This is a genomic window from Ruminococcus flavefaciens 007c (assembly GCF_000571935.1).
GTDB classification, from domain to species: domain Bacteria; phylum Bacillota; class Clostridia; order Oscillospirales; family Ruminococcaceae; genus Ruminococcus; species Ruminococcus flavefaciens_F.
On the sequence record NZ_ATAX01000026.1, the window covers coordinates 1 to 13,914 of the forward strand.

The window sequence follows — 13,914 nt, forward strand, 5'->3', positions numbered from 1 at the left end:
AATGACTGCACTATATGTTAAAATGTATTATCAGCTGTTTTAAGGAGTATAATATGTTTATGGTTCAATCAGGAGGCAGTAGCTCCAATCCAAAGAGAAAGGCCTCATATGTAGAAAAAAGTCTCGGTATCATCGCTGCTCACCCGTATATTTCCGCATTTATAGTCTGTATTGCAGCGGGACTGATGTTTTTCGGTTCCATCGATAACATGGCGACGTACACTCCTGCTGTGCTGGGACTGCTTTCCTGCTGTGCTTCGGCACTTATTATCAATCACATCTGCAATAAGCATAAGAAAAGCTTTTATATCAGTCTTGCCCTGACTCTTTCTGCAACATTTTTGTGTCTGGGAGCTGCATGGTGGTTCAGGAATACACATCACAAGCTGATAATGCTTTTTTGTTTCGGGTGTCTTTTCATTCTCGGAATGTATTTCACCTTTTTCACTTCAAAGTTTAAGCGCCGTTTCAATTCGCTGCTGATAATAGGCATAAGCTTTATGGTAAAGCTTATCTACGTTCTGGGCACATCCATGTACACCCGGCAGCACGATGTGGGAGACCTCGGCGGCAGAGACGATATATTTTCGGGACATCTGGGCTATATCACCTATCTTTTCCATAACCATCATCTGTATGACGGAGATTACAGGGAATATATGCAATACTGCCACCCGCCCCTCCACCATACCATTTGTGCGGTCTGGATTAAACTGCTGAATGTACTTTTCCATATTGACATCCAGAAGGGAGCGGAGTCTGCGCAGTTCCTGTCGCTTTTCTACTCAATGGCGATACTTATCACCGCATACAAGATATTCCGCTATTTCGGCCTTGACGGCAAGGCACTTTACATACCGCTTCTGATAACGGCTTTTCATCCCTGCTTTATCTTTCTTTCGGCTCTTCTGAATAATGATCCTCTTGCCTGGGCACTGGTCATGGGAGCTGTTTACTGCACGCTGAAGTGGTACAGGGACCCAGACATGAAAAATATCATAAAGATCGCTCTGTGCGTCGGACTGGGAATGATGGCAAAGCTCTCCGCCGCTCTTGCTGCCCCCTCTATTGCAGCCGTTTTTATTATAGTATTTTTCAGAAGCTTCAGGACCTCATGGAAAAAGCTTCTCGGACAGTTCATTGCTTTCGGGGCAGTATGCTTCCCGCTGGGAATGTGGTTCCCTCTCCGCGGCTATATCCGTTGGAATATCCCCCTGACCTATGTACAGGAGCTCCCCGAGATGCCTCAGAGCATAAAGGGCATAAGCTTCATTGAGAGGATAACTGATTTTTCTCCCGTTCAGCTGGAAAGAGTCTTTGAAAACTGGCTGTGGTACGATGAAACGGGAGCTGCGAGGAGCTTCAACGAGCATAATCCGCTTATTGCGATACTGAAGAACTCGGTTTTCAGCGAGCATATAACCGAAAACGATTTCAGGGATTACAGCTTCATGCTTAATGTATGTACAGCGCTGTTCTGGCTTGCAGCTGTACTGGCTGCCGTAGCATTTGTGCTGATGATAGTATACATATTCAGAAAATGCGCTGCCGACAGGGTACATAAGCTTTTCCTGGTGAGCTTTCATTTGATACTTATTGCAAATCTCTATATTCTTTCAAAGAATTATCCCATGGTATGCAGCATGAATTTCAGATATCTCATGCCAACCGTCATAACGGGAGCTCTTTTCCTGGGATTTGCACAGATCTCACTGAACAAAAGCGATAAACCTCCCGCAAAAGCGGTCAGTCTAAGTCTTTTTGTACTGACAGCAGCCTTTGCTGTCATGTCATCCCTTGTATATTTCATATCTGCCATAACTACATGAGCAGAATACATTGACTTTTAAGCCTCTCCGTGCTATAATGCAGTTACAGAGAGGCTTTTTGCTGTCTGATAATGTATTTTAAAGGAGGCTGTTACAATGAGTGATCCCAAATACTGGGGCTACAAGGGATATATCCTGCAAAATAACGGCGAGATCCTGTATGACGGCGGTCAGTACAGTATTGCGCATTTCAGCAATCCCGAGGACACCCGATACTATGTTGAATGTAAATTTCCCGTACCTGTCGGCTTACGCGATACCAGCTGTCCCGCTATGTGGACAAGTGATGACGCCGTGGCAGATGAACTCATAAGCGATCCCGAAAAGGTCTTTGCATGGATCAGAGAACAGATAAAGGACAGTCCCCGATATGTCGGTCAGCCCTTTCTGGATATAGACGTTTCTCCCGAAGCTTTGCAGAAACGGCTGCGCTGTCAGGGCGGTGATCCCAAGGTTCTTGCCACAAATCCCAAGTATTTCATATATAAGTGCTACTGGCCCGCAAGCGAGGAATACTGGCTGGCATCAGATACAGTATCCGGAAGCCCCTTTGATTCGGCTCCGATGTGGTCCTGTGACCTTACAAAGGAACAGGCAGAATTCTTTGTTGCAAATCCCGGAAAGATAGGCCCGTTTTACGCCAAAATGATAGAAAAGTACCCGTTGGGGCACTGATAAACTCTGCTCAAATAAATAAAGCCATGGTATTTCTGACAGGAAGTCGGAATACTATGGCTTTTCTGTTGTTATCTGTATAGCGCAGGAATATTATTTGCATGGACGTTCAGTGCCCTTTGCTTTACCAGTATGTGAATACAAATCCTGCAAGGGGAGAGAGAACTATCATTATTACCGAGAAGCTGAAGGACTCCACAGATGTAAGAGTAGCTCTCTGCTCTGAGGGGAACATCTTCTGGAGCTTTGCGTTTGTACGTACCTGTAAGGCGTCGTCGCCTGTTGCGGCTATGAAGCCGCCCAGTGCCATGATGATAAAGCTTGCGGAATGTTCTGCAAGCAGACCTGCCGTCACAAGTCCCGCAGCTGCCGCGAATACCGCCTTATACCGCGCCTTCGGGAATTTCAGTATCAGCTTTGAGCCGACTATGCCGCCTGTTTCCATTAACAGCAGCGCAAGTCCCAGCGCCCATTTCGGTATCCCTCTCTCGGGCAGCTTCGCCTGCAAAAAGAACAGCAGGAGTATATCCAGTGCTCCCACAAGAGAATTGCAGAGCATAAGCCACATGGCCTTACGGGCTTTTCCGAGAAAGGAAAGGCTTTCCTTAGCGCAGTCGGCTATTCTTTCAAGAACAGTGCCGTTCTGCGGAGAAGCTCCCGCTACCTCCTGCATGGAGGATATAACGAAGAGCTGCACAGCGCAGGTGATTATACTTGAACCGTAGGCGAGCCTGTAACCTATGGCAAGGGCAATGCCCGCGCATAGAGTGGATATTCCGCTGCAAATGCGGTATATCATAAGCTGGTTGGAGCCGTATTTTTCAAATCCAGCCTCTGTACCTGCCAGCTTCATTGAGTCATAGGCAAGAGCGTCGCCTGTGCCCGATGAGAAGTTATAACAGAGAGCATGGAGAGATATTGATACGCATACCATGAACAGGTCATTTGAGAATATCATGGCGATACTTGCAAGAAGCTGCATTATACAGCTTACGGTGAGCATTTTCTTTCTGCCGAACACATCGGCCATGACACCCGAAGGAAGCTCGAAAATAATGCTTGTGATGTGGAATACAGTTTCGGCAATGCCGATCTCAACAAGGCTGAAGCCACGTGCAGCGAGTATGGCCACCCATGCTCCTGTAAGGGATATATTTCCAAGTACCGATGACAGATATAATTTTGAAAGCTGTTTTCTTATATTAAACATAAAAAATCTCCTTTAACTGAATTCTGATGACAGTTAAGGAGATAATGCGCATATTATAAAACCTTTACAGACCTGTAAGCCGATACTTTATCTGACTAAAGCCGAAAAAGGGCGCACTATCCCCGCAGACGGGAAATCATAGCCTTTTTTCAGTTGTACATTTCTGATCTTCCAGAACATACTATCAGCCTCTTACGTGTCGAAAATTTGGTATACAGGCACATTTGTACCTGTATGTATTATAGCATACAGCTGCTGTATTGTCAAGAAAAACCGCTGAGACAATTCTCTCAGCGGTTTTTCCAAAGGATATTATTTTGTTATGGTAATTTTACAAGGATATTTCGTTCTGTACGGATCAGAGCTTTACCCAGCCTGCACCGCTCTTGAGGTAGCCGTACTTTACACCGCTGACTGTCTGTTCCTTTATGATAGTGAAGGAACCTCCGGTACTGAGTGTCTGGACTACAGTTGAAGAACCGGGTTCTGCGTAGATCTTGGTTCCGGCGGGAAGACGAACGATGTAAGGCTCGACAATTATTATACCTGTGTTATTATTGTTGCTGCCGGAAAGCTTTACCCAGCCTGCACCACTCTTGAGCTTGCCGTACTTTGATGTGCTGTTGGTAGCCTCCTGTACGATAGTATATAATGTTGCTACAGAGATATAGGATGTAGGAGTTGTATCGCCGGGATTTGCGTAGATAGGAGTATTCTTCTCAAGTCTTGTGGTATAATTTACAGTTGTGTATGTAAAATCGTCATTGATGATAGGTCCGTCTGCGAACTTGTTATAGAAAAAGTCTCTTGCTTCCTTTGCTCTTTCGGTGCAGTCAGCGCGCTGAGCCGATGTTCCGCCATTGATATTCGATACGCCCCAGCCGAAGTTGAGTCTGAATCTGAAGGCTGTATTATAAGCGCCCTGTGCGTTGTTTGTAGCATTGAGGATAGCCTCTCTCGAGATTCTGAAATCGTCTGAAGCGCAGGAGTCGCGGTTATATACTTCGTCGATCAGGAAATTTAACTGAACATCGACATTAGAGTAATTTGAACGTCTCATAAGCTCTGCTTTACGTGAACCGAGCCACTGTGCAACTCCGTATGCGCCCGAGGTGCTGTTTGTTGCAGTGGAAATGAATCTGCTCTCTTTGTACATATGAGCAAGGAGTCCGCAGATAGCGCCGTCGTTCCAGTTTGTATGAGATTTGAGGTAATTGTAGATATGTAAGCCTCTCTGGTACTCATCCTGTGTCATATTGATATTTGCTGCTTCTGCTGTGATGGCAGTAGGTCCGAAGTTTACAGTTGAGCTGATAGCTGTGGGAGCGATAGCTGTGAAAGCCATTGCGGATGTAACGACGATGCCTGTGATTGTTCTTCTTAAATTGATCTTTTTCATTTTAATTTCCTCTTTCTGAATTTTAATTTTTAATATTGACCGGGCTTCGAATAATTACCCGATTTTGTACATTTTAAAGGGTTTGATATACTGAATGATGCTTTTTTCATTCAGCGGGGCTGTGCTGTGGAACTGTTTTTGTATCACCTCCGTGTTCCTTTGTCTTAGTGTGTCTTTATTATAGCCCCGCCCCTGAAAAATCTCTACAAAAAAGGAGTGAAAAGCATTTTTTTCGGAGCAAACGGGAGAACAGTCCTGTCCGAAAAATGCGAAAAAATCGGACTTTTTGGCGCTATAGCGTAAAAAGCACGGCTTTGAGGAAATATAAAAGGCGCAAAAAAAGTACCTCTGCACAGCAAAGGTACTTTGAAAAGGATATTACACGCCGTCATCTGATCTGAAATTTCACAGACAGCGACGTTTTTAGCTTTATAATGGGCTGTGTTCAGACAACCTTCAGCATAACGGGATAGGAATAGATGTAGTTTTGGTTCTTATTATAGACAAAGCACTTGAATTCCATCTTGTCAGTCGTGGAATTTGCGGGAACATACAGAGTTGCGCCTGTGGCACCGTTATAGGGAGCATTTTCCCATGCCCCGCTGTTTTTGTTGTAATACTGCCACTGATAGGTCAGATCGTCTCCAAACAGTGTCACCCTGAATTCAGCTGTGCCGCCTGCACGTACTGTCTGGGGCTTCGGACAGGAATAATCGAGATAGGTCCAGAAATCCATATTGTATTTACAGAGATAGCCGAACACCTCTGCCATACGGTCGTTTATCTGATCTGTACTGCTGAGTGAACCGAATGCAAACCTGAGCAGGCCCTGATAAGCATTCAGATCATCAATAAAGTCGTACTGGAAGCTCTTGCCGTCAAGGTCGAAATCATAATCCAGTATGCCGTCGCCGTTTTCGTCCTTATAGCTTTCGGTGCAGTTCTCGATAATGTCCGAGATATCATTTTTGTAAGTGGTGAGCAGAGTATGCTCTTCGAGGATATACTGCTTGGCATTGCTTTTGGGGCGGAGAGTGCTTTTGAGGAAGCTTGAGTATCTGATGCCTGAATTGCCTCCTTCATCGGACGGCACATCGGTATGATAGAATTTATCTCCGATCTTGACTATGTTCCAGCCTCTCTGGTCGTTCTGGATATAATATGACTCGATGCCTGCGGTGGCAAGAAGCATGGTATATGCTCTTGCGTAGCCTGCGCAGACAGATTCGCCGACTCCATTGCCGCGGACGTTCAAAGCATAACTGAGGAATACTGAGGATGCGATCTGGTTTTCGGAATCGCTGTTTGATTCGCCGTTCTTGCTGTCCTCGAATTCACAGTGACGGATCAGCCAGTTATGGAGCTGACGAGCCTTCAGACCGTCATTCATCCAGTTAGTTTCCGGGTGTTCGGAATCGTAGCCTGTCTCTGTCTTTACGATATATTTACAGAGCTTTGTGCAGTAATCATCCACAAAGCCGACTTTTATGCTTCGGCAGAAGTGATTGGTTACAGCAGTCTTGATGGCGGGATTTATAACGGGATACTGAATACCGTTTTCGTCTGTCTTGTACTGTAAAGCATCTGCTCCGTTGACCTTATAAAGGGAAGGGCAGTTATAGAAAGCTTCGAATCCGTGGCGTTTGACTGTTCTGGAATCATCGGAAAGCTGTACTTCGCTAAGTGAGATACAGTCACGGAAAGAGTTCGCATTCAGCTCTGTATCACCGAGAACTGTCAGGGAGGTCAGGGAACTGCAGGAGTTAAATGCCAGCTGGTCTACCACTGTCACCCCTGCGGGGATAGTTACGGAATCCAGAGCTGTACATTCCAGGAATGCGCCTACGCCGATATAGGGTACGTCATCAGAGAAGCTGAGGTCTGTCAGACTGCTGCAGCCGGCGAATGCCAGCTCATCTATTCTTGCTGCTCCCTCGATGTCTGCGGAAGTCATATAGCGGCAGAAAGCGAAAGCTTTGTTATTTATGGTCCTGACTGTAGCGGGAATGTCAACGGAGGTGATGCGCTTATTGGAAAAAGCTTTTTCGCCGATGGCTGTAACTTTGTAACCGTTTATTCTGTCGGGGATCTTAACATCTGAAGCCGAGCCTTCATATCCTGTTATCGTTGCTTCTTTTGTGTCTGCGTCACAGCTGTATACGAAGCCTTTTTCAGATTCTGCTGATGCTGCTGCGGACGGTGAGAAAGCTGCAAAGGAAATGCCGAGAAATGCTGCGGAAAGCCATGTAATGAATTTGCTGTGTTTCATATCAGAGTCCTCCTGGAATTATTTTATCTGAACGGCTGTTCCTATTTTCCGGAGGATACAGCCGTCTGCTGTGAAAAGTAGCCGGTATTATCAGATTAATGTCAGAGTAACGGGATAGGAATAGATATAGTTTTTTTCCTTATTATAGACAAAGCACTTGAACTGCATATCCTTGGTCGTGGAATTTGCGGGAACATACAGAGTTGCGCTCTTGGCACCGTTATAGGGAGCATTTTCCCATGCACCGGTGTTTTTGTTGTAATACTGCCACTGATAGGTCAGATCGTCTCCGAACAGTCTCACCCTGAACTCTGCTGTGCCGCCTGCACGGACAGTCTGGCTTACAGGAGCTGAAGTGTTGAAATAATCCCAGTAGCCCTTACGTGCTTTATTAAGATTATAAAGCACATCAGCCATTCGGTCGTTTATCTGATCAGTGCTGCTGAGTGAACCGTATGCAAAACGCAGCAAGCCCTGATAAGCATTCAGGTCATCAACAAAGTCGTACTGGAAGCTCTTGCCGTCCAGGTCAAAGTCATAGTCCAGAATACCGTCATTATTGTTATCTGGATAGTCCTCGGGGCAGTTTTCGATTTCATTCGTTATATTATTTTTGTAAACCATAAGAAGCGGATGATCGGTATTGTTGATCTGACTTGCACCGCCGTTAAGCGATTTTTTCAGGAAGCTCCAATAACGGGTTTTCTGATCCGTCCAATTCTTAAAGTTATCATCTGTTACATCAACATGATAGAATTTGCCATCGATCTTTACAAGATTCCAGACGTGTATATCATGACCGATATAGTAGGACTCGATCCCAGCCTTGGAAAGAAGCATTGTGTATGCTTTGGCAAAGCCGTCACAAACTGTCTCACCGACTCCGGCACCGCGAGTATTTACAGCGTAGCTGAGAAATACCGAGGATGCAACATGATTTTCATTGTCGTTCGGTGTTTCTCCGTCATCTCCATCTTCGTATTCACAGTGGCGTATGAGCCAGTCGTGAAGCTGACGAGCCTTCAGGGCGTCGTTCATCCAGTCGTTTTCCGGGTGTTCCGGATCGTAACTGGTCTCTGTCCTTAAAATGTATTCACAAAGATCTGTACAGTAATCATTTACAAATCCCACGTTGACGCTTCTGCTGAAGTGATTGCGTATCGTTGTCTCAATACTCGGATCTATGAAAGGATACTTTATACCGTTGCTGTCGGTCTTATAATTCAGTGCTGTTACACCATTGACGGTATGGAGATTAGGACAGTTATCAAAGGCTTCGTTTTTGTATGATCTTGAAGTTCTGGAATCGTCCGAAAGCTGTACTTCTGATAGTTCCTTGCAGTCTTTAAATGATCTCGCCTGAAGCTCTGTTGCACCGAGAACAGTAAGAGAAGTCAATGAAGTACAACCGGAAAAAGCATCCTGCAATACCTTTGTAACACTTGCAGGTATGGTAACAGACGTTAATGATGAGTTTTTAAAGGCAGAACCGCAAATGATGGTAACTGTATCCGGAATAGACACTTTAGTAACAGCTGAGCCTGAAAACGCACTGGGGCCGATAGATGTGACGGTATATCCGTCAATATTTGAAGGAATAGTAAGTTCGGTCTCGGAGCCTTTGTATCTGTCGATCCTTGCTTCGTGGGTTTCGGTATTGTAGTAGTAAAAAAGGGTTTTGTCCTTGGTACAGGTGTATTTTTCTGCTGCCTTTGCTGTCATGCCGGAAGAGAAAGCTGCGCTTGAGATGCCTAAAAGTGCGGCGGAAAGCCATGTAATGAATTTGCTGTGTTTCATGTGGTGGTCCTCCTAAAAATAATTTATATACCGGGCTGTTTTCATATGAGGATGGAAACAGCGTGGTCACGTGATGAGATGTTTGCGGGAGCTATAATATATCTTTCGGATTTTGATAAGGTATGTGTTCTATTCAAAATTATATATTGATATTGCACGGCTTGTCAACGGATTTTAAGTAAGATGGATTTTAATGCAGGTAAGTTGTATTTTTTTGAGGGTAAGTTGCATTCGGAACGTTAAGCGGCAAAAAAGAAAAGTACCTCTGCATAGCAAAGGTACTTGTTGCTTTTGATAAACTCCCGGTAGGGATAAAATTATTTCTTCCTTGGCACCATTCTTATGCGGATCGCCTCTGCGCGGCGTCCCTCTCCTACTGTGCCTGCGGTCTGACCATCGCGGCACACTGAGCCCCACCCAATATATGCTGAATGCACTTTATATTGTATAGAGAACAGTTCTGCTATTTTTCCGTAAAGCTTTATCTGAATTGCTTCTATAGCCAGACCACGGCCCGTAGTTCCTACTGTTACTGTACTGCCGCAAGGAGCAGTTTTATAACCCTGCCAGCCGATATGTGAGACATGAGCGTTTACCATGATACCACCCATTTCTTTCGGAATAGAGCCGATGCCTATTTCTAAGCTTTCTAATCTCAGAGCCCTTCCTGTTGTTCCTGCTTCAACGTCTCTTTCTACTTCTCCTTCGATCAACTTGCCTGTTCTTAAGTCAAATACAGGCGGATAGCTGATATCTTGTTCCATCCATCCTAAATTCTGAACGTGAGCCTTTACAGATAAAGTATGTCCAGGATCAACTGCGGCGTCTGCAGTGGGCACATTTCCTGTGAGCATAACGGTAGCTGTCAGAGCAGCTGTTATTGATGATATCAGCTTTCTGAACGGTGCTTTTTTCTTTCCTGTCATATTACTCATAACAATTATCCCTTTCGCTTCAGATTAATTTGCGGTTTTTCACCGCTTATATACACATTCTACCAGAGTATTATAAGTTTTGCAATAGTAATTTCAAAAAAACCGGAAGCTTCTCAGCAAAAAGAAAAGTACCTTCGCATAGCAAAGGTACTTGTTGTTTTTGATAAACTCCCAGTAGGGATAAAATTATCTCTTTGAGAACTGAGGAGCACGACGTGCAGCCTTGAGACCGTACTTCTTTCTTTCCTTCATTCTTGGGTCACGAGTGAGGAATCCAGCCTTCTTGAGAGTAGGACGGAGCTCAGCATCGAATTCAAGAAGAGCTCTTGAGATACCGTGTCTGATAGCACCGGCCTGACCTGTAACGCCGCCGCCTGCAACAGTGCAGATAACGTCGAACTTCTCAACGTTGTCTGTAAGAGCGAGAGGCTGACGAACGATGAGCTTGAGAGTCTCAAGACCGAAGTAATCATCGATAGATCTGCCGTTGATAGTAACATTACCTGAACCGGGATAGATTCTTACTCTTGCTACGGAGTGCTTTCTTCTGCCTGTGCCGTAGTAGTATTTTACCTTTGATTCGTACATTTAAAAGCACCTCCTAATTAAAGCTCGTAAGCAACAGGCTTCTGAGCCTCCTGCTTGTGATTAGCGTCCTTGTAGGTTCTGAGTCTCTTGAGCTGAGCTCTGCCGAGGCTGTTGTTGGGAAGCATACCGTTAACAGCGATCATCATAGCTCTGTCAGCCTGCTGAGCCATCATATCCTTATAGGAGATTGACTTCAGACCGCCGATCCAGCCTGTGTGCCAGTAGTACTTCTTCTGCTCGAGCTTTCTGCCTGTGAGAACAGCCTTTGCGCAGTTGATAACGATAACGTGGTCTCCGCAATCTACGTTGGGAGTATAAGTGGGCTTATGCTTGCCTCTGAGGATGTGAGCAGCCTTAGCAGCAACTCTACCGAGGGGCTTACCCTCAGCATCGAGGATATACCAAGTACGGCTTACTTCAGCGGGCTTTGCCAGTGTAGTTGACATAAATTATTCCTCCTGTAATAAATTTCAGAACGGAAAGCGAGTACGGAAACAAGAGGCAGAACCTCTGAGGGAAATCAGAAGCCGCTGCCTCTTGCTTCCCGAAAAAACGCCTTATCCGTTTGCAGTGCAAGAATTATTATACACGATAAAAAGGCTGCTGTCAAGGGCTTTTTCGGAATTTTTTCAATATATATCCCGTTATCTCTTTAAATCTCTCGCATTTTCTCTCTTTCTCTCTCTTTCTCACGTTTCATTCCAGCTTTTTGAAGTAGAAAAATGAGAAGTTATTTCGCCGAATTGTGTGCATTTTGATGTAGAAAACACCGTACTCGGCGTCCCGCAGTTGAGTAGTTTTTTCGGGCGGATATTATCCGTCCGAAAAAACTGCATAAACAGGTCCGGCAGGAAAAATATTGAAAACCGGGTGCTTTCACTGCAAAGACCTTACAATTTTTGTGCTTATATATTAAAATCGGCCATTTATTGCTCTGTGACTTGCTGTTTTATTGACTTATATGCACAATTATGCTACAATATAAACACAAAAATTTGTTTTTGGAGGAATTTACTATGAAAGGAAAAAACATCACAAAACTGATCGCGGGCGTTATGGGTGCAGCTATGACGTTCACATCGACAGTTCCCGCTGTTCACGCAGTAGCACCTGCGGATGTACAGCTCACAAGCAGCAAGACAGCCGCTTCAGAGGGCAAGGTCGTATATGAATGCGGCTTTGAGAGCGAAGCTGATCTTGCACACTGGTCAAACAGAGGCGGAGAAGACACAACTGTTATCGCTATCTCTGCTGACGCTGCAAAGAGCGGCAAAAGCGGTCTTTCAGCCACTGAAAGAGGCGACACATGGCACGGCCCCGCACTTCGTATAGACGATTTCCTCAAGCCCGATACCCAGTACTACTTCTCATGCTCTGTCAGAGGACAGTGGTACACAAATACAACGCTCAGCTTCCAGTTTAGCGTTGACGGAGAGCCTTCATACTCAAATCTCAGGCAGAACATACAGGCTTCCTCAGGCGGAAACAACTGGGCAGAGCTCAAGAATATCCCCATAAGCTTCTCTGAAGGCATGGAAGATGTATTCGTATACTTCGAGAGCGGCAAGGAGGCTATATATATCGATGATGTTACCATCACCGAGGCTCCTCATGTGGATATAGAGTCCGATCTGCCTTCGCTCAGCGAGATATACAAGGACAAGTTCAAGGTAGGTACAGCGCTCACTCCCGATGATCTTTCTTCTCAGCCCTTTATGGATCTGGTACAGAAGCACTTCGGCGAGAGCATTACCGTCGGCAACCAGATGAAGCCCGACTATGTCCTCAACAAGACAAAGACTCTGGATTACTTCAAGGAGACAGGCGACGACGTGACTCCTCAGATAAGCTTCGGCCAGGCTAAGCCTATTCTCAACTATGCAAGAAAGTACGGTATCCCCGTAAGAGTACATACTCTGGTATGGTACAGCCAGACTCCCGAGTGGTTCTTCAAGGAGGACTATGACGAGAAGAAGGATTACGTTTCTCCCGAAAAGATGAAGAAGCGTATGGAAAACTATATCAAGAGTTATTTTGAAACACTTACAGCTCTCTATCCCGATATCAATTTCTATGCCTGCGACGTTGTAAACGAGGCATTCGACAACGACGGCAATCCCCGTAAGCCCGGTCATCCCAGCCAGGAAAACCAGTACGAGGCTTCGGACTGGGTAGCTGTATTCGGCGACAACTCATTCATCGACTATGCTTTCGAGTATGCAAGAAAATATGCTCCCGAAGGTTGCAAGCTCTATTACAACGACTTCAATGAGTATATGGGCAAGAAGGACGCTATCTGCAAGATGGCAGAGAGACTCAAGGCAGCAGGCAATATCGACGGTATCGGTATGCAGTCTCACCTTGACGTAAGACAGAGCATGGACGCTGCATTCCCCTCACTGGGTATGTATGAGACAGCTCTCAAGCAGTTCATCGGCACAGGCCTTGATGTTCAGATCACAGAGCTCGACGTTACTGTTGAGGAGAATTCAGGCGATAAGTACTTCAATGTACAGGCCGAATACTACAAGGGACTCTTCAAGATCTATGAGAAGTACAGCGACAATATCTCGGCAGTTATCTTCTGGGGCGTTACAGATCCCAAGAGCTGGAGATATAAGCAGAATCCTCTTATCTTCGATAAGGAGTTCATGGCTAAGCCCGCATTCAAGTCTATCGTAGGCGACAAAACAGCTGCTGATCCTGTAAGGACAACTATCTCAGGCGGCGGTTCTACAACAACAACAACTACTACTACGACTACTACCACCACAGCTACTACCTCATTCGCTTATGATCCTATCACATGGGGAGACGTTAACTGTGACGGTACAGTTGATCTTGCAGACGCTATACTCATACTTCAGGCTCTTGCAAATCCCAATAAATACGGTATCGGCGGTACAGCTCCCAAGCCGCTCACGGCACAGGGCAAGCTCAACGGTGACGTAGATCGTTCTACGGAAGGTCTTACTGCAAACGACGCGGTCTATATACAGGAATACCTCCTGCATATCAGAGAAACCCTCGTTCCGGGCACCAGATAAATATAAGTTCAGAGCCGCACAGCTTAGCTTGTGCGGCTCTTTGTGTATAGGCACACAGTACTTTGTATCTCGGGATAATTCCGGCGATGCCCCGTATTCGTGAGCACAGCTGCGGATTACTATAAAGAGCTGCCTTGTAACGGCGCTTTTCCATTGACAATAATG

Annotated in this window: 10 protein-coding genes; 3 read left to right on the plus strand and 7 right to left on the minus strand. The window is 45.5% G+C overall.

Features of this window, described 5'->3' with window-relative positions:
* Positions 1-53 precede the first annotated feature (53 nt).
* Together RF007C_RS09850 and RF007C_RS09855 are read left to right on the plus strand one after the other, a co-directional pair.
* Complete coding sequence (locus RF007C_RS09850) at positions 54-1,829, plus strand: glycosyltransferase family 39 protein (RefSeq protein WP_037299498.1); 1,776 nt, start codon at positions 54-56, stop codon at positions 1,827-1,829.
* 96 nt (positions 1,830-1,925) lie between these two features.
* Positions 1,926-2,504 (plus strand): hypothetical protein, encoded by a 579-nt coding sequence (locus tag RF007C_RS09855; protein ID WP_037299500.1) that lies wholly within the window; start codon positions 1,926-1,928, stop codon positions 2,502-2,504.
* Between the two features lie 124 nt (positions 2,505-2,628).
* Here RF007C_RS09855 and RF007C_RS09860 read toward each other — a convergent pair whose 3' ends face one another.
* The 7 genes from RF007C_RS09860 to rplM form a co-directional block, all read right to left on the minus strand.
* The gene (locus tag RF007C_RS09860; RefSeq protein WP_037299502.1) at positions 2,629-3,714 is read right to left on the minus strand and encodes an MFS transporter; all 1,086 of its coding nucleotides are present in this window, start codon (positions 3,712-3,714) and stop codon (positions 2,629-2,631) included.
* A gap of 358 nt (positions 3,715-4,072) precedes the next feature.
* Entirely contained in the window at positions 4,073-5,113 is a 1,041-nt protein-coding gene (locus RF007C_RS09865; protein WP_037299503.1) for a phage tail tip lysozyme, read from the minus strand.
* Positions 5,114-5,558: 445 nt separating this feature from the next.
* A complete protein-coding gene (locus tag RF007C_RS09870; RefSeq protein ID WP_037299506.1) occupies positions 5,559-7,382 on the minus strand; it encodes a leucine-rich repeat protein in 1,824 nt (607 codons plus the stop codon).
* A gap of 90 nt (positions 7,383-7,472) precedes the next feature.
* Positions 7,473-9,179, minus strand: a complete 1,707-nt coding sequence (locus RF007C_RS16530; RefSeq protein WP_051456616.1) for a leucine-rich repeat domain-containing protein — start codon at positions 9,177-9,179, stop codon at positions 7,473-7,475.
* Positions 9,180-9,496: 317 nt separating this feature from the next.
* A complete protein-coding gene (locus RF007C_RS09880; RefSeq protein ID WP_037299508.1) occupies positions 9,497-10,114 on the minus strand; it encodes an Ig domain-containing protein in 618 nt (205 codons plus the stop codon).
* A 186-nt stretch (positions 10,115-10,300) separates the two neighbouring features.
* Entirely contained in the window at positions 10,301-10,702 is a 402-nt protein-coding gene (rpsI, locus tag RF007C_RS09885) for a 30S ribosomal protein S9 (RefSeq protein ID WP_019680186.1), read from the minus strand.
* 17 nt (positions 10,703-10,719) lie between these two features.
* Complete coding sequence (gene rplM / locus RF007C_RS09890; RefSeq protein ID WP_019680187.1) at positions 10,720-11,148, minus strand: 50S ribosomal protein L13; 429 nt, start codon at positions 11,146-11,148, stop codon at positions 10,720-10,722.
* A 570-nt stretch (positions 11,149-11,718) separates the two neighbouring features.
* Between rplM and RF007C_RS09895 the strand changes: the two genes are divergently transcribed.
* Positions 11,719-13,749, plus strand: coding sequence for an endo-1,4-beta-xylanase (locus RF007C_RS09895; protein WP_019680188.1), 2,031 nt, complete (start codon positions 11,719-11,721; stop codon positions 13,747-13,749).
* The last annotated feature ends 165 nt before the right edge of the window (positions 13,750-13,914 follow it).